Origin of the sequence: Algoriphagus sp. SE2 (assembly GCF_039563885.1) — a bacterium.
GTDB lineage: Bacteria > Bacteroidota > Bacteroidia > Cytophagales > Cyclobacteriaceae > Algoriphagus.
This window is the reverse complement of the sequence record NZ_JBCLWJ010000002.1, coordinates 1-17,632: the sequence shown is the minus strand read 5'-3', so window position 1 is coordinate 17,632 and position 17,632 is coordinate 1. Positions and strand designations below refer to the sequence as shown.

The 17,632-nt window shown below is 36.4% G+C and carries 17 protein-coding genes; 6 read left to right on the top strand and 11 right to left on the bottom strand.

The annotated features are described in order from the left end of the window. The first annotated feature begins 2 nt into the window (after positions 1 to 2). Both AAGF08_RS02295 and AAGF08_RS02290 read left to right on the top strand, forming a co-directional pair. Complete coding sequence (locus AAGF08_RS02295; protein WP_343509307.1) at positions 3 to 623, top strand: ABC transporter ATP-binding protein; 621 nt, start codon at positions 3 to 5, stop codon at positions 621 to 623. 59 nt (positions 624 to 682) lie between these two features. Further along, complete coding sequence (locus tag AAGF08_RS02290) at positions 683 to 1,165, top strand: hypothetical protein (protein ID WP_343509306.1); 483 nt, start codon at positions 683 to 685, stop codon at positions 1,163 to 1,165. Between the two features lie 51 nt (positions 1,166 to 1,216). Here the strand turns inward: AAGF08_RS02290 and AAGF08_RS02285 are convergent, their stop codons facing one another. Together AAGF08_RS02285 and AAGF08_RS02280 are read right to left on the bottom strand one after the other, a co-directional pair. Further along, the gene (locus AAGF08_RS02285; protein WP_343509305.1) at positions 1,217 to 3,604 is read right to left on the bottom strand and encodes a Smr/MutS family protein; all 2,388 of its coding nucleotides are present in this window, start codon (positions 3,602 to 3,604) and stop codon (positions 1,217 to 1,219) included. Then, entirely contained in the window at positions 3,604 to 3,963 is a 360-nt protein-coding gene (locus AAGF08_RS02280) for a DUF4296 domain-containing protein (protein ID WP_343509304.1), read from the bottom strand. The genes AAGF08_RS02285 and AAGF08_RS02280 overlap by 1 nt, the downstream gene beginning before the upstream one ends. Before the next feature lie 106 nt (positions 3,964 to 4,069). Here AAGF08_RS02280 and AAGF08_RS02275 point away from each other — a divergent pair, with 106 nt between their 5' ends. From AAGF08_RS02275 to hemN, 4 genes are all read left to right on the top strand, one after another. Then, a complete protein-coding gene (locus AAGF08_RS02275) occupies positions 4,070 to 4,948 on the top strand; it encodes a DUF58 domain-containing protein (RefSeq protein ID WP_343509303.1) in 879 nt (292 codons plus the stop codon). After that, the gene (locus AAGF08_RS02270) at positions 4,941 to 5,837 is read left to right on the top strand and encodes a hypothetical protein (RefSeq protein ID WP_343509302.1); all 897 of its coding nucleotides are present in this window, start codon (positions 4,941 to 4,943) and stop codon (positions 5,835 to 5,837) included. Before AAGF08_RS02275 ends, AAGF08_RS02270 begins: the two co-directional genes overlap by 8 nt. Next, complete coding sequence (locus AAGF08_RS02265; RefSeq protein WP_343509301.1) at positions 5,818 to 6,861, top strand: VWA domain-containing protein; 1,044 nt, start codon at positions 5,818 to 5,820, stop codon at positions 6,859 to 6,861. Before AAGF08_RS02270 ends, AAGF08_RS02265 begins: the two co-directional genes overlap by 20 nt. 114 nt (positions 6,862 to 6,975) lie before the next feature. Then, positions 6,976 to 8,334, top strand: coding sequence for an oxygen-independent coproporphyrinogen III oxidase (gene hemN / locus AAGF08_RS02260; protein ID WP_343509300.1), 1,359 nt, complete (start codon positions 6,976 to 6,978; stop codon positions 8,332 to 8,334). Between the two features lies 1 nt (position 8,335). On the opposite strand, the gene AAGF08_RS02255 is transcribed toward hemN, so the two are convergent. From AAGF08_RS02255 to AAGF08_RS02215, 9 genes are all read right to left on the bottom strand, one after another. Further along, a complete protein-coding gene (locus AAGF08_RS02255) occupies positions 8,336 to 9,040 on the bottom strand; it encodes a sulfite exporter TauE/SafE family protein (protein ID WP_343509299.1) in 705 nt (234 codons plus the stop codon). Then, positions 9,041 to 9,466: a FixH family protein gene (locus tag AAGF08_RS02250; RefSeq protein ID WP_343509298.1), complete on the bottom strand. Its 426-nt coding sequence runs from the start codon at positions 9,464 to 9,466 to the stop codon at positions 9,041 to 9,043. A gap of 16 nt (positions 9,467 to 9,482) precedes the next feature. Then, positions 9,483 to 10,898: a cytochrome c oxidase accessory protein CcoG gene (ccoG, locus tag AAGF08_RS02245; RefSeq protein WP_343509297.1), complete on the bottom strand. Its 1,416-nt coding sequence runs from the start codon at positions 10,896 to 10,898 to the stop codon at positions 9,483 to 9,485. Between the two features lie 50 nt (positions 10,899 to 10,948). After that, positions 10,949 to 11,875 carry a cbb3-type cytochrome c oxidase N-terminal domain-containing protein gene (locus AAGF08_RS02240; protein ID WP_343509295.1) on the bottom strand — a complete coding sequence of 309 codons (927 nt, stop codon included), beginning with the start codon at positions 11,873 to 11,875 and terminating at the stop codon, positions 10,949 to 10,951. Next, positions 11,872 to 12,054, bottom strand: coding sequence for a cbb3-type cytochrome c oxidase subunit 3 (locus AAGF08_RS02235; RefSeq protein ID WP_343509294.1), 183 nt, complete (start codon positions 12,052 to 12,054; stop codon positions 11,872 to 11,874). The genes AAGF08_RS02240 and AAGF08_RS02235 overlap by 4 nt, the downstream gene beginning before the upstream one ends. 11 nt (positions 12,055 to 12,065) lie before the next feature. Further along, positions 12,066 to 14,195 (bottom strand): cytochrome-c oxidase, cbb3-type subunit I, encoded by a 2,130-nt coding sequence (gene ccoN / locus AAGF08_RS02230; protein ID WP_343509293.1) that lies wholly within the window; start codon positions 14,193 to 14,195, stop codon positions 12,066 to 12,068. Continuing rightward, positions 14,188 to 14,376, bottom strand: a complete 189-nt coding sequence (gene ccoS / locus AAGF08_RS02225; protein ID WP_343509292.1) for a cbb3-type cytochrome oxidase assembly protein CcoS — start codon at positions 14,374 to 14,376, stop codon at positions 14,188 to 14,190. Before ccoS ends, ccoN begins: the two co-directional genes overlap by 8 nt. Before the next feature lies 1 nt (position 14,377). Next, positions 14,378 to 16,807 (bottom strand): heavy metal translocating P-type ATPase metal-binding domain-containing protein, encoded by a 2,430-nt coding sequence (locus AAGF08_RS02220; protein ID WP_343509291.1) that lies wholly within the window; start codon positions 16,805 to 16,807, stop codon positions 14,378 to 14,380. A gap of 71 nt (positions 16,808 to 16,878) precedes the next feature. Next, on the bottom strand, positions 16,879 to 17,505 hold the full coding sequence (locus tag AAGF08_RS02215; protein ID WP_343509290.1) for a hypothetical protein: 627 nt from the start codon (positions 17,503 to 17,505) through the stop codon (positions 16,879 to 16,881). Between the last annotated feature and the right edge of the window lie 127 nt (positions 17,506 to 17,632).

The window sequence follows — 17,632 nt, the reverse complement described above, 5'->3', positions numbered from 1 at the left end:
TCATGTTTAAAATCCAACTTGAAGAAGCTTCAAAGCGCTTTCAATATGAGTGGATTTTTAAAAACCTGGATTTAGAAATTGAATCTGGTGAATCATTAGCAGTAACAGGGAGCAATGGTTCTGGAAAATCCACTCTACTTAAATGTATCAGTGGAGCGATTCCTCTTACATCTGGCAAAATTTCATATTTAAAAGAAAACCAATCTATTTCTGATTCGGAATGGTTTTCCCATATAAGCATTGCCGCTCCTTATATGGAGCTTCCTGAAGAATTTTCCTTAAAAGAGCTTTTACAGTTTCATTTTAAATTCAAGAATTGTATTTCAGGCTTTACCGTTGAGCAAATAATTGAATTACTTTATCTGAAAGAGCATGCTGAAAAACAACTCTCCCAATTCTCCTCAGGGATGAAACAACGCGTCAAATTGGGAATTGCTCTTTTTTCTGAGGTTGATTTGATTTTACTTGATGAACCAACTTCAAACTTGGATAAAAAAGGCATCAAATGGTATCAAGATTTAGTTTTTGAGTATAAATCCAATCGAACGCTTCTCGTTTGCTCAAATGATCCAAGAGAATATGAATTTTGCTTGCAAAAAATAAAACTTGAAGATTATAAGTAAGTTTAGTTTTAAACATACTTATGTATATTTATTTTCATTTGAAAGAAATTATTAATTCTATGAGATTTACATATTTAAAGGTCTTTGCTTTCATCGCAATTCTTGTAATAGTTCAAGGTTGTGGAGACGATACGCCAGATCCACCGCAAAAAACTGCAGAAGAGCTGGCTGTTGAAGCTTTAACTGGAACTGGCAGTCTGACCTGGGAAACTTCTGGAGGAGGTACCGTAAAAAGAGATGGCGTACTTGTTACAGATAATTTTCAAAATTTTGAACTAACATTAAGCTCAACTTCTTCGAAAACATATACTAGCAGAAACAGCAATGAATTGTTTGATGCTTCAGGAACTTGGAGTTTTGCTGGAAGTAGTTTCAATAAATTTATTCTAAGCGGAGTAAAACCCGCTGCCGGAAGAGAAATTTCATTTACCAGAAACGCAGATAATTTAAAGTTGATCTTCACTATTTCCGCACCGGGAGCTAGAATAAATGGTACATTCGCTGTGGCAGGAACTTATGAATTTGATCTTTTAAAGAAATAAAAAAGTCAATTCAATTAGCAAAAATAAAAAAGGAGCGAAAATGCTCCTTTTTTATTTTAGGGTAACTAAAGTAACTCCAGCCCCGCCTCTGTCTGCATGTTCGTCTTCCATCTTTCTCACATGAGGCATATTTCTAAGTAAGTTCCGTGTAATATCCCTAAGAATCCCGTCTCCTTTTCCGTGAACAATTCTTAGATCCTTCACTCCAAACATAAAACCTTCATCTACAAAAGTCTGAATTAAAGGCAAAATCTCCTCTCCTCTTTTACCCCTCAAATCAAGGTTGGGAGAAAACTCCAACAACTTCTCATTGGTATTATACCCACTTCTTTTTGCAACAGATTTAAGTTCTTTTTTCACCTGAGTCTGAGAAATTTTTTCTAGTCTGGAAAGCTTAACATTTGATTTTAACTCACCAATAGAAATCTCAACTTCCTTATTCTTTAATTGAAGAACTTGAGCAATTGCACCGTTATCTTTTAACCTTACCCAATCTCCTACTGAAATTTTACCCCCCACTACAAGTACTTCAGGATCTTTAATAGCAATCTTTTCTGGCTTTACTTCTTCTTTAAACTCCTCAAGCTCCTTCCTTATTTTTTTGGTAGCTTCTTTATCTGCTTTATCTTCCTTTATTTGACGAATCGTAGATTCGATTTTTTTATTTGTTTGATCCAATAAGCTCTTCGCTTCTTGTTTCGCTTCCTGTATGTATCTTTTCTTGTTAAGCTCTAATGTCTCTTTCAATTCATTGTATTCCTTCAATCTGGTTTTTAAAAGCCTTTCTTTGGCTTTAGCATCTGCCAACAAACTCGTGTATTGATTTTTTTCGTTTTCCAATTGCGTCAATAGCCTGTCATAACGGACTCGCTCTTCCCCAATATGATCCTTGGCGTATTGAAGGATTTCTTTTGAAATTCCAATTTTAGAAGCTATCTCCAAGGCAAAAGAGGAGCCTGGTTTACCTATTTCCAATTGATACATGGGTTCCAGATTATCCACATCATAGCGCATCGCTCCATTGACAAGTCCCTGGTTTTTATTCGCTATTTGCTTTAGGTTACCATAATGCGTGGTCACGATACCAAAAGAACCAAGCTTATTTAGAGCCAAGAGGATAGATTCAGCAATCGCCCCTCCAAATTGTGGTTCTGTGCCTGTACCAAATTCATCTATGAATAGAATGGTCTTTCTATTTGAAAACTGCGTAAAATGCTTCATGCTCATCAAATGTGAGCTGTAGGTACTAAGATCATTCTCAAGGTTTTGTTCATCTCCAATATCAATAAAGAAATTATCAAAAAGAGAACTTTTAGAATCCGGTTGTACTGGGATCAGTAGGCCACATTGGAGCATATATTGAAGTAGCGCAACTGTTTTAAGCGTAACAGACTTCCCTCCTGCATTAGGTCCGGAAATAACTAACAATCGCTCATGCCCCCCTAATTTCACATCAAGAGGAATGATCTTCTTCCCTTGTGATTTCAAGGCCATCTCTAAAAGTGGGTGCCTTGCTTTTGTCCATGTCAATTGTCTCTCTTTCGTTATCTCAGGTTTAACTGAATCTGTCTTTTGAGCAAATTTCGCTTTCGCCCGAATAAAATCCATTAGCCCAAGATAACTTGTAGCCTTTCTTAAAAAGGGGATTGCTGGCCTTAACTTGTCTGTTAATTGAGTTAAAATCTTTACAATCTCCCGACGCTCCATATACTCTAAGTCCCGGATTTCATTGTTTATATCCAAAGCCTCTTCAGGCTCCATGAAAACAGTTTGGCCGGTTGCGGACTCATCGTGAATAAAACCTCTGAGTTTTCTTTTATTTTCTGCAGCAATTGGAATTACCATTCTTCCTCCACGAATGGTCATCCCTGAATCTTCCGGAGTTAACCCCTTGGATCTTGCCTCTTTAAAGATTCGCTCCATCACTTTTCTCAATCTCGATTCCTCAAAAATAATCTGATTTCGAATCAGCTGAAGATCGCGACTTGCATTACTTCTAATATGTCCTTTCTCATCTATTACTTGCTCAATAGCCTTTAGTAATCCTAAGTCTAAATCAATCAATAACCCAAGTAATTGACTAAGTGCAGGATAGGATTCTCCAAATTTCTGAAAAAATGATATGCAGCCTCTCAGGGTATGAAGAGATAATTTCACTTCGTGAAAATCTTCCTGATCCAGATGCGCTCCTTCCAACTTTGCTTTTTCTAAATAAGGATGAAGATTAGTAAAGTTAGAGGTAGGAAAAGCTTCGCCTGAAATGAGTATTTCAAAGAATTCTTTGGTTTGATCGAGGAGCTTTTTGACGAGATTATAGTCCGAAGAAAAAGAGATTTTATCGACATAGCTCATCCCTAGAGGAGAGGTGCACTCTTCTTTAAGAAGTTCTTTTACTTTAACGAAATTTATTTTTTGTTCTAAATTAGAAGGGTATATCATCAGAAAATCTCTCCGTCATCTTTATTAACTCCTGCTATTTCTTTGGCAGCTAGGGAATCAAGAATCTGAGCATACATTTTATCCATTTTTGATGGATATTGTAAATAGTATCTCAGACTTTGAGTGAAAACAGAATCCTCCACCTGATGTTTAATAAAAACTTCTTTTTCCAAAAGCTTGTATAAAACTTGAGATGAATCGTAAGCAATAGGAAGTGCGCTGGTAACTCCTTCCGTTAAATGTATATCAATCAGCACATTGACCATTTTATCTTCACTTAGAAGACCTTCTGGTTCTGTATTGTCATTACAGCTGATCAAAAAAAGAATAATCCAACAAATTATATTTAATCTTTTCACAACGCAAAATTATGGTTTTTTAACGGAAATTTCCTTCACCCTTCATATAAGACAAATTTTATAATTCAAGCGAGTACTATAACTTAGCCAGTTCAAATCACCCAGAATGAATCAATTATTCAGTAAGCTTAGGAAATACGAGATAATGATCCGCAAAGTGGCCAATAATCACTTGCAAGGAGAGTACCAATCTCTATTTAAAGGCTCTGGTCTAGAGTTTGATGATTTGCGCCCTTATCAATACGGAGATGACGTAAGAACGATCGAATGGAAAGTTTCCGCCAAGGGTCATGGCACCTTTGTTAAGACTTTCCGTGAAGACAAAGATCAATGTGTTTATTTCTTATTGGATATAAGTGGTAGTCAGGATATAGGCCAAGCAGGGCATAAGAAAATAGATCAAGGAAAAACCATTGCAGGCGTATTGACCTTAGCTGGAGTTTTTGATGGAAGTCAAGTTGCATTAATCAGTTTTTCAGACCAAAAAGAGAATTTGATTCTTCCAGGTAAGGGAACCAAACAGGGTGTCAAAATGATAAGAGGGATCTTTGATTATGAAAACAAATCCTTAAAAACTGATTTGAATGCCATGTTTACATTTGCTTTGAACTTAATTAAAAAGAGAAGTGTGGTAATCGTCATTTCAGATTTTATTGACGAAGGGTATGAGCGACCTTTCAGAGCCCTAGCAGAAAGACATGATTTAGTGGCAATTCAACTTACTGACCCTCGGGAATCAGCGTTGCCCTCACTCGGAATCATTCCCATTTATGATAAAGAGCGTGGCAAAACAACTTGGGTGAATACTGCATTTGGAAGTTTTTCAAGAAAAATAGCTGATACTTTTACTTCGGAAAGAGATCATTTAAGTGAGATTTGTAAAAAAAATCAGATCAATTACTTAAGTATTGACACGACGCAAGATATTGTGGCCCCATTACTTGAATTATTCAAATACAGAAACAAAAGAATGAAACGTGGGTAAATTCAGTAAGCTCCTTCTTTTATTCTTCATACCTTTTCTTTCTTGGGCGCAAGAGGTGAAAGTGGATGGGTATTTTATGCAGGATTCTGCCAAACTCGGTGAGCGTGTAGGTTATGTGCTAAAGGCTAGCTATCCGGAGCAGAAGCAATTGATATTTCCTGATTCACTTTATGATTTTTCTCCTCTAGTACTTTTAGAAAAAAAGACTTTTATTTCAAATACTATCGGAGGAATAACAAGCGATAGTACAGTCTATTTCGTTTCTAATTTTTCATTGGAACCAAGTGTATTTTTGGCTTTACCTGTCTACGAATTGGTTCGATACGATAGTATTACCCATTTTCCGCTGGAAGCTGAGTTGAAACTTAAACTTACCCTAGACAGTATACCTGAACAGCCTGTTTTTCAGGAAAACAATGTATATCAACCTCTTGAAAAAGAATTCAACTGGATAGTAGTAGGAGCATTAATTGGTGGCATCCTTTTACTTCTTCTAATTTTCTATTTCTTGTTTGCAGATAGAATAAAAAGAATGTGGAGAGATAGGAACCAAAAAAGACGTTGGAATCAATTTGAAAAGAAATGGATTAAGAAGACAACTTTGCTTACCCAACAACCATCCCTTGAACTTGCTGATGAAGTTCAGGGAATCTGGAAAGCCTACATGGAAAGTCTTACGAAGCTTCCTTTTCAGGAATGGACCTCTAGTGAAATTGGTGAGGAGTTAGATGATCCAGAAGTTTTTAAAGCTTTAAGAACTATCGACTTAATCATATATGCCGGAGGATCTGAAAAAAGTGATGAGGCAACTAGCTATTTATTAAAATTAGCAAGAGAGAAGCATTTGGAAAAACTAAAAGAGATGAAGCATGCAAGAGCAACTAGCTGAGTTTTTTAGCTGGTCTTGGTTTTTGCCAGAGACCTTCAAATCATATGAATGGGAGAATCTTTGGATTCTAAATCTCCTTTGGATTATTCCTGCTCTTATGCTTTTTAGGAAGTTTGTAAAGTTTTTGAAAAATCCAGTTCTCGAACTTTCTCTTCCTAAAAGAATAGCAAAGAATAATCCCTGGACCTTTTTAAGACTGATTCCAACGGGACTTTTTTTCCTTTCATTAGTGATGATTGTTATTGCATTGGCCAGGCCCCAGCGAAGTAATGAGCGAGTAGAACAGTTTACGGAAGGGATCGATATTGTTTTGGTTATGGATATTTCTGAATCTATGGATCTGCAGGATTTTACTCCAAACAGACTGGAAGCTGCAAAAGCTACAGCTGTAGATTTTATCAATGGCCGCTTTGGAGACAGAATTGGTATGGTCGTTTTTGCTGGAGAGGCTTATTCCTTAGCACCTCTAACCAACGATTACAAATTACTAACAGACTTGATCCAGGATATATCTTTCAACATGATGGAAGCAAAAGGAACCGCTATTGGTTCTGCCATCGCCTCTGCCACTAACAGGATGAAAGAGTCTGAATCAGCTTCCAAGGTTTTGATTTTACTCAGCGACGGAGAAAGTAATGCAGGAAATGTGGACCCACTTTTTGCAGCTGAATTAGCTTCAGCTCTCGATATCAAAATCTATACGATTGCCGTAGGAAAAGATGGAATGGTTCCTTATGGAACTGATTTCTTTGGCAGACCTCAAATGGTGGAAAGCTACTTGGATGAAACTACCTTGCGAGAGATAGCTAAAATAGGAAACGGAGAATTTTTCAGAGCCGCAGATGGAGGAACTTTGAATAATATTTTTGAAAGAATTGACAACTTGGAAAAAGCAGAAATTCTTGAAAACCGCTATAAAGAAACTTCAGATTACTATCGCGTTTATTTGTTCTGGGCTATGATGCTATTCTTTTTGTGGCTAATTCTAAAAAGCACTTTCCTCAATAATTTCCTACTTGATTAAATAAACTCACTATTTCTTCTACGAGCCTTAAACCTGATATTTATCAGGTTGTATACTTATTATCATCACCGATTTACCTGTGATTTCGAGACATTTTTGTGCAAACAAAAAGAAATGTCTCTTTCACCAGAATTAATCGAAAAATATAGCAAACCAGCACCACGCTATACCTCCTATCCAACAGTTCCTTTTTGGGAAAATAACTTGAGCCCAAAAAGTTGGGAATCGCTAGTAAAAACAGCATTTGAATTATATGGTGAAAAAGAAGGAATCACACTTTACATTCATCTACCCTATTGTGAAAGCCTTTGCTCCTATTGTGGATGCAATAAAAGGATTACTAAAAATCACTCGGTTGAAATACCTTATCTGGATGCTTTACTTAATGAATGGAAAAAATATTTAGCTATTTTCCAAACGGTACCAAAACTTGCAGGAATTCATCTAGGAGGAGGGACTCCGACATTTTTCAAACCAGAATCACTTGAATATTTCCTAAAAGAAATCATTCAAAATTCATCAATCATAGAAAATGCAGAATTCAGTTTTGAAGGGCATCCCAATAATACGACGTTAGCACATTTAAAAACTTTAAAAAAACTTGGCTTTGATAGGGTAAGCTACGGGATTCAGGACTTTGACTCCAGAGTTCAGCAATCAATACACCGAATCCAACCCTTAGAGCGAGTCATCGAAGCAACAGAAAACGCCCGAAAATCCGGCTACAAATCTATCAACTTTGATCTTATATATGGGCTTCCACATCAAACTTTAAATACTTTGGAGGATACGTTTGAAAAAGTTGCCAATCTGAAACCAGAAAGAATAGCCTTTTACTCCTATGCTCATTTGCCGAGTGCTTTTCCTGCACAAAAAAGCTTTGAAGCGCATCTTCCCAACGATATTCAAAAGAGAGAGCTATATGAATTTGGGAAGAGGAAACTGATCAAATTAGGGTATGAGGAGATAGGAATGGATCATTTTGCTTTGCCTTCTGATCCATTGAATAGAGCTAAGAGAAAAGGGACACTTCATAGGAATTTCATGGGGTATACCACTTCTCCTTCAAAAGTATTAATTGGCTTGGGAGCAAGTAGTATCAGTGATATTCATTTAGGATATGCACAAAATGAGAAAAATATCGAAGCATATAAAGCTTCAATGAATAATGGGAATTGGGCTTTGCAGAAAGGTCATCTTATGACAAATGAAGACATTCATATAAGAGAGATTATCCTAGATTTGATCTGTAAGCAGCAATCTAATATTCCTGTGGATATATGGGAAAGAATGAGTGATAAGCAGATTTTTCAATTAAAAGAAATGGAGTTTGAAAAACTGGTGAAAATAAACCGGGGTATTATTGAGGTTACCAAATCAGGATTAGCGGTCATTAGAAACATTTGTATGCAATTGGATCTAAGGTTACAGACTGGCCAAAAACAAATGACCCGATTCAGCAAAGCAATATAAGTCAGCGGCAAATTGTAATTTCTATCTGCTCAGCTCCATAGTTATAAACTTGCAGATCAGGACTAAAACCATTTAAGCCAAGTCCTAAACCTCTAAAAATAAATAAGATTCCAATTATCACTCCTAAATAAGGAATTGCTGATTGGAATTTTTGTCTTAAAGGAACACTGAAAACACTTCCCGAAACCATCAAAATCAATAATAAAGGAACTGTTCCAATTCCGAAAAAAAACATATATGCTGCTCCCATTAAAGAACTTTGTAATGCTAAAGCAGCTACTAAAGCCATATAAACCATTCCACATGGCAAAAGTCCATTAATAATCCCTGTAGCAAAATATGCTGAAGATTTTCCTGATTTTAGGTATTTCCCCAGTTTGCTTTTTATTAAATGAATCGTTTTTGAAAATAAAGGAATAGAAAAAAAACGCTCTGACTTTTTAAAACTTATTGCAAAAATTAAAATCAAAATTCCCATTCCGATAGATAATCCCTGCTGAATTCCAGCCAAAGCTAATGAAAACCCCAAGGCTCCTATCACCAAACCTAAGAAGGCATAGGTCATACTCCTTCCGATGTGGTATAAAATCTTGTTGCCTAAAAATTTGTTCTTATTTGCTCCTCCAACTGCCAGGGCAATAGGACCACACATCCCCACACAGTGGAATGAGCCTAAGAAACCTAATACAATAGCAGTCCAAAGCATTTAGAAATTCATTTTCTTTTCCTGATAAAACTCCACTCCATTTTCTACCCAATTTAATTGAGCTTTCCAATAACCTTTCTTTAGCTTTCCTACAGGTATCTCGATTGCCCCTAAATTCTTCCCATCAAGACTTAATTTTTGATCCAATTCAGCATCAGAAGGTCTGAACAAATGAAGAGTACCTTTAGCCCCCTCAGGTAAGTCTAAGATCAGGAGTTGTTTTTGAGCGTTAAAACTTATTACATCCCGATTCTGATCCAATGTAACCTGTTCTTTATCGATTTGATCTTGGTATGCAATTTCCTTTTCGTAATATCCTTCAGTCACTAATTCAATCCCCTCCATTCTAACAGAAATCACCACCATTGTCATAATGATGACAATGAATCCTATAATTGAAAGTAAAATTCCTGTTCCCCAATTCATATTGAATATCTTTAGATTATTTGTTGACTGGCGCCATAAAGTTTGTCTTAATATCTCCGTATTCTTCATCGCCTGCGCTTAATTGTAATAATACCTTTTCTTGAGAAGTCTGTACATCCTCTTGATTCCTCACCAAGAAAAATCTACCCTCGAATTTAGATTGCGGTTCCAGAGTCCAATGGGTATCCCCAACCACTTCTAAATCCATCCCTTCAGCCAAAGGTTTAAGCTCTACGGTTTGGGGTTCAAATGTTTTATTTATCAGGGTAATTTCATAAAGATTTGAAACCTTTCCATCTTCCCTTGTTTGATATGTCATACCAGGAAATCGTGTCACGGTACCATTTATAGGTTCTCTAGTTGCAATCAAAGAAACAAAGGCTGCAACAAGTAAAATTAAAACTACTACATAGGCTTTAACTCTTCCAGTTATCAATTTTTGAAAACCTTCTTTGATACTATTTTGCGAAGCATACCGAATAAGGCCTGTCGGCCTATCAACTTTTATCATGACTTCATCGCAAGCATCAATACAGGCGGTACAATTGACACATTCCATTTGAATACCATTCCTAATATCTATTCCCGTAGGACAAACTTGCACACATAGACTGCAATCAACACAATCTCCTTTAGGTTCAAGTTCAGCCTGGTTTTTCCTGATTGGAGCCCTAGGTTCTCCACGGACATAATCATACATCACATTGATGGAGTTGCTATCCAATAAAACACCTTGCAATCTTCCATAAGGACAAACTACTAAACAAGCTTGCTCCCTAAACCAAGAAAATACGAACATGAAAGTACCTGAAAATGCAATCAGGCCAATGAATCCCGCCATATTTGCTGATGGAGGTTGTGTAACTACTTCTACCACCTGATCCACTCCTATCAGATAAGCCATTACTAAGTGACCAATCATTAAGGATATGAATCCGAAGATTAAATATTTCGATCCTTTTTTACGGATTTTATCCGATGTCCAAGGAGCATTATTTAAAGCCCTTTGTTGGTTGGCATCCCCCTCTATCCAATATTCAATTTTCCTGAAAACCATTTCCATAAATAGGGTCTGTGGGCATGCCCACCCACAAAACACTCTTCCGAAGATGACGGTAAACAGGATGACAAAAACAAAGAAGATCAATAAAAGAAAAATCAACAGATACGTATCCTGTGGCCAGAATACCGCTCCAAAAATGATGAATTTCCTTTCGAAAATATTAAACAAGAGCCAAGGCCTACCGTCTACTCTGATAAAAGGCCCAGCAAATAAAATTGCTAAAAGCACCCAAGACAAATATGTTCTATACTTATAAAAAAAGCCTTTTACTTTTTTCGGATAAACCCAGTTTCGTTTTCCATCTTCTTGGACAGTAGCAAGAGCATCTCGAAAACTATCAGGATCTAAATGTGGATTCTTTTTTGCCATGATATCGGCTTTAATTTAGCCGGAAGAAAAACTCTTCCGGCTTTATGAAATCAATTTGAAGAAGCAATTACAGCAGTACTATCTGTTTCAGCTTCCATATCAGACCCAGAAGATCCTCCTACCAGTTCTCCTTGTGGGTCTTTTGGGTTAGCTGGAGTAGTACCGTTTAAGGTAATTATATAGCTTGAAACATTTTGAATCTCTTCAGGACTTAATTGATCTTGCCAAGGAATCATCCCTTTGCTGACAACACCATATTTAATTACTGAAAATATTTCATTAACCGTATTTCCATGCAACCAGTAATCATCTGTGAGATTCGGTCCAACTCCACCACCACCATCTGAAGCGTGACAAGCGGCACAATTCCCTTCAAAGATTACCTTTCCAGAAGCCAACGAATTAGCAGATTCATCAAAAACGACTGTGGTTTCATCAATTCCCGCAGCAGCATTTGCCTTTCTCTCTTCTGCTAAAACAGCCTCGATTCTTAACTCTTCCTCATATTCTTCTACACCAGTTTTTCCAATTCCCAAAACTGAATAGTTAATGAAATACCCGATACCAAAAACAGCTGTAATGAGAAATACATATTGAAGCCAAGGAGGCATGAAATTATCTAACTCAGTAATTCCATCATAAGAATGATCTGCCATTTGCTTTTTCTCTATGGCTTCTTCTTCAACATCACCTGTTATGAATTTTTCTTTAAACGAATCCCACCAACTTGGCTCCTCAGCCATAGCAGGATTTTCCTTTTTGAAAACAGCTGAAATGAATGACATCAAATAAATTATCAGAATCAACAATAAAATGATAATCCCTAAAATAACGCCCATGATAACAAGTAATGTCAATTGGTTTTCATCCATTTCCATAAGCTTATTATAACTTGAACTTTCAACTTCCTGCCCTAAAACAGAATTTGTTGCCATAAGACTGACAAATGCGAACAATAAGGTTAGTATATTTTTCATGGCTCGTTCTTAATTATTTCATCCTCATCCATTGGTAAAGATTTCATATGATCAATGTAGGTTTTAGGTACTCTGATCACCCAGATAAACATTGCGACAAAGAATATCACAAAAATCAGTAGTGAAATCACAGGATAGATTTCTATATTTTCGATAGATCTTAAAACTTCTTTATACATGATATTGTGATTTATTGGTTGGATGCAGTTGCTTTGATATCAGTACCTAATCGCTGTAAATAAGAAATTAAAGCAACTATTTCAGTGTTGGGCATGACTTCTACACCAGCTTCTTTCAGATTTGCCGTGATCTTGGCAGCCTGTGCTTCTAGTTCAGCAGTTGCTTTCTCATCATATCCTTCAGGATAAGGGACTCCAAGTTTTTGAAGTGTTCTGATTTTTGCTGGTAAATCAGAGTAATCCAATTCATTTTCAACCATCCATGGATATGGAGGCATCAAGGATCCTGGCGACATAGATCTTGGATCCATCATATGGAAATAATGCCAGCTATCCGGATATTTCCCACCAACTCTATGCAAATCAGGACCTGTACGTTTTGATCCCCAAAGGAATGGCCTGTCATAAACGAATTCTCCTGCTTTAGAATATTCTCCATATCGCTCAGTTTCAAACCTAAAAGGTCTAATCATCTGAGAGTGACATCCAACACATCCATTTGAAATGTAAAGGTCTCTTCCTTCCAATTCTAAAGGCGTGTATGGCTTAACCGAACTAATGGTAGGCACATTGGATTTAACAAGAATAGTTGGAATAATCTCAATAGCACCTCCTATAGCAATAGCAATTGTCGCTAATACAGTAAAGAAAACTGGTTTTCTTTCCCATGCTCTGTGCCAAAATTCGCCTGCGGGCTTGTAGTTTTTTGCCAATGCTGGAGCAGAGTCCTCTTCAGTTTCTTGGAATACACCTTGTTGAGCAGTCTTCCACATATTATAAACCATAATTATAGCTCCACTCAGATAAAGTAATCCTCCAAATGCTCTCAGGATATACATTGGAACTAGTTCAACAACAGTTTGAAGGAAGTTTCCATAGGCTAATCGACCCATGTCATCAAACTCTCTCAACATTAAGAATTGAGTCAAAGCAGCTACATACATAGGAAGGGCATAGAAAATAATCCCTAACGTCCCCACCCAAAAGTGAGTATTTGCAAGCTTAGTAGAGTAAATTTTTGTTTTAAACAATCTTGGCCACATCCAATAAAGCATTCCAAAGGTTAAAAATCCATTCCAACCAAGGCCTCCAATATGAACGTGTGCCACGATCCAATCCGTGTAATGGGCAATGGCGTTAACATTTTTCAGAGAAAGCATAGGCCCCTCAAAAGTGGACATACCATAAGCAGTCAAAGCAACTACCATGAATTTCAAAACAGGTTCGTTACTCACTTTATCCCAAGCTCCTCTCAAGGTCAATAGACCGTTCACCATACCTCCCCATGACGGGGCTATAAGCATTACTGAGAATGCCGTACCTAATACCTGAGCCCATTCCGGCAATGCAGTATAAAGTAAGTGATGAGGCCCGGCCCACATATAAATAAATATTAAGGACCAAAAATGGACAATGGATAGTTTATATGAATAAACGGGACGGTTCGCAGCTTTTGGAAGGAAGTAATACATTAAACCTAAGAATGGGGTGGTCAAGAAAAAGGCCACTGCATTATGTCCGTACCACCACTGTACCAAAGCATCTTGAACTCCCGCATATGCAGAGTAACTTTTAAATAATGAAACCGGAAGAGATAATGAATTGAAAATATGCAAAACCGCGACCGTGACAAATGACGCCATATAGAACCAGATGGCTACATACATATGTCGCTCCCTTCTCGTGATTAAGGTTCCAATCATGTTGGCGCCAAATGCAACCCAAACTAGGGCAATTGCAATATCAATAGGCCATTCAAGCTCAGCATATTCCTTTGAAGTCGTTAAACCTAAAGGCAGCGTAATTGCTGCAGCAAGAATAATTAATTGCCATCCATAAAAATGAAACCAACTTAATGTTTTGTTCCACATTGGTGTTTTCAACAAACGGGGCATTGAATAATATACACCCGCAAAAATGGCATTTCCTACAAACGCAAATATTACAGCATTTGTATGTAATGGTCTTATCCTACCAAAGGTAGTATAAGGGTTTCCCAAATTGGCTTCGGGAAGAAAGAGCTGTGTGGCGGCAATCACCCCCACCAGCATCCCGACGAGACCCCAAATAATGGTGGCAGCTCCAAAATATTTGACAATTTTATTGTCATAATGGAACGTTTCTAAAGAAGAATCATTCATAGGACTTAGGTTTTGTTGGTTGATCTTTTTTTTCTTTTTTCTGCTGACTATTAAATAAAATTCTTACTGATGGGGTATAATCATCGTCAAATTGCCCATCCTTCATGGCTTTAAAAAACAAGTACAAAAAGGTTCCTGCAAGTATCAAACTGACTCCGATTAATAGAAAAATTACTTCCATTTCAATTTTGATTTAGTTTGATTAGACCTTTTCTCATTGCTATAAAATTGGTAGATATTGTAGTAAACACCACTACGGAAATACTGCTCAGAGGCATTAAAATAGCACAAATCACAGGGCTTAAAAACCCTTGAACAGCTAGTGATAGTCCGATAATATTATAGGCAAAACTCAATAAAAAACTCATTTTGATGATGTTTCTATTGGCTTTGGCAAAGCTTAAAAATGCCGGGATCTTGTAAATTACTGATGCATCCAAAATAGCATCACTTGCTGGCGAAAAATGACTAACCTGTTCAGTAACTGCTATACCGACTTCACTTTCTTTTAGAGCTCCTGCGTCATTTAAACCATCCCCTACCATCAAGGTATGCTTACCCTTATTATTCAGGCTTTTTAAATATTGGAGTTTATCTGATGGGCTTTGATTAAAATTGAATTTTAAGACCTGTCCTAACTTCTCTCTTAGTGAAACCTGCTCGTGACTGTGATCCCCAGAAAGTAAGTGCAGTTCATACTCATGACCCAACTGCTGAATCATATTAGGAGCACTTTCTCTCAAACCTGATTTGATATAAAAGTACCCTAAGTCTTGACCACTAATGGATAAGAAGACTAGATTACCATCTTCAATAGTTGGAAAAAGATGAGACCCCGTAAACTCCTTTGAACCTAGTTTTATTTGTTCCCCATGAAAATTAGCCTGAACACCTTCACCTTTAAGTTCTTTGAATTCTGAAATCTTTTCAAGATTCACATCTCCAAGAAAATAATTAATTCTATTGCTCAAAGGGTGACTAGATTTAGAAACCAATGATTTAAGAATACTTTTGGTTTGTTCCGTCAGTTCTTCTCCTATAAACTCAATCTGAGCATGTGCAGGTGAAGTAAGAGTACCTGTCTTATCAAAAACTATGGTATCGACTTGAGCCAACTTTTCGACTACACTGGCATTTTTTAGATAGAATTTACCTTTTCCAAAAATTCGTAAAGTGTTACCGAGTGTAAAAGGAGTTGACATAGCCAGCGCGCATGGGCACGCAACAATCAGAACTGAGGTAAATGATTTTACAGCTAACGACAAATCTTGAAAACTCCAAAAAGTAAAAGCTATGAATGCTATTGAGAGAACGGCCCAAGTAAAAATACCACTTACTTTATTTGCCAGTGGCTCAAGTAAACCATTCTTTTCTTTTTCAAAACACTCGCTGTTCCATAAATCTGTCAAATATCCCTGAGAAGGAGATTTCTGTATAGTCAATATGATTGGATTCCCAAATTGACGGCCACCAGCGTAAATCACCTCTCGTTTTTGTTTTGGTACAGGAATCTCTTCTCCTGTGACAAAACTATAATCGATATTGGCATTTTCACTGAGTAAAATCGAATCGGCAGGGATTAATTCTTCATTTCTTATGAGGATTACATCTCCAACTTCAAGTTTTGAAATTGGGATTACCTCTTCCTTATCTTTATTCAGTTTTGTAACAGCCATTGGGAAATAGGATTTATAATCCCTATCAAACTCTAGATTAGCGAAGGTCTTTTGCTGGTACAATTTTCCCAAGAGCAAGAAAAATAATAATCCTCCCAGACTGTCCATGAACCCGGCATTTCCAGAAATAAATATTTCCCAGAGCGAATAAAGAAATAAAGCAAGAATTCCTAATACGATAGGAACATCCATGTTTATTTTCCTTTGTTTTACTGAATTCCATGCAGACTGGTAATAGCTGCTTGCTGAATAAAAAACTACAGGTAAAGACAGGATAACATTAAGATAGTTAAATAAGTCTCTAAATCCCTCTCCTAATAATTGGGTTTCTGAAAAATATTCGGGTAAACTGAATAGCATCATATTACCAAAACAAAACCCTGCTACTGCCAATTGAGAGATTAATTTTCGATCATAAGATAGATTTTGCTCACCGCCTTTATCAGATAAACTAATTTTTGGCTCATAACCTATAGTCGACAAAAGAGATACTAATTCCTTTAGGGTAATTTTATGATGGTCGAATTTTATTTGGACTTTCTTTTTAATGAAGTCAACCCGACTATTTATTACTCCAGAATGAATTTGAATTAGATTTTCAAGGAGCCAAATGCAAGAAGCACAGTGGATTTGAGGTATATAGAAAGAAACATGACTTTCCAAATCACTTTTAAAATCCAACAATTGATTTTGAATTCCATCATCTTTTAAATAATCAAATCTATTTGTTCTCGAGTTTTTAAATTTCTGATTTTCTCCTGGAAATTCTTCTTGTTCGTAGTAATTGCATAGATCATTTTCAGCGAGTACTTCATATACAAGTTTGCAGCCTTGACAACAAAAATTTTTATTATCAATTTTTAAATTAAGTTCCTTGCACTCTTCCCCACAATGGTAGCATTTTACTTCAGAATTGGCGATTGGAGAAACCTTCATTCTTAGGAGTTTATAAAAATTACTTTATTAAGTACAGAAAAGAAATAATCAATGTCAATAGAAACCATTTCTTATAAGGATAAATAAAATGATAATTGATCATCCCATAAAGCACCTTTATAAAAATTGAAAAGCACATTTGAGAGCTCTAATTGATATGTTTTGGTTGTCACTAATAGTGTACATTTATGCTTTACAGCATAAGACCAAAAATCACCAATTCTTAAAAAATTAAATTTTATAAAGCTAGTTTCCAAAGTTGCGGCTGAAATTTTTTGAATAATTTCTTGTTCCTCTTTTAATCTTGATTTTGGAATAAAGCTTGGTGAAATGATGGTGGCTTTACTTCCTTTGATCAAATTTTGAAAAAGAGTTAAAAATTTATCTATGATTCTAGCGGAACTTTCTGTGCCGTCATAATGAAATAGAAGGTGATTAACCGAAAAATTAGGTACAAATAAAAGTATCGGTGTGTTGCAGGGTTCTTTTTCAATTGCTTTGGGAAGATCATGAACCAAAAGCCAATCCAAGACTTTATTAAGCTCCATAGTTAGTAAGGAATAATCAGACCCTTCAAAAATAAATTGATCATTAGCTCTCGTTGGCTTGAATCCATCACATAACACATCACACTTGAGTGGAGTAATAAATTTAGATGGCAGATCAAATTTTGTAAGACTAGAGGATTTTGTTTCCATTCTGATTAACATTCCTCAAAGCTATTTATTGAAGAACCAGAACATCATGACCATTCCTACGGACAAATATGATAAAAATCAGTTTTTCTTAATGAAGCAAAAAAAAGCCCTATGGAATTAACCAAAG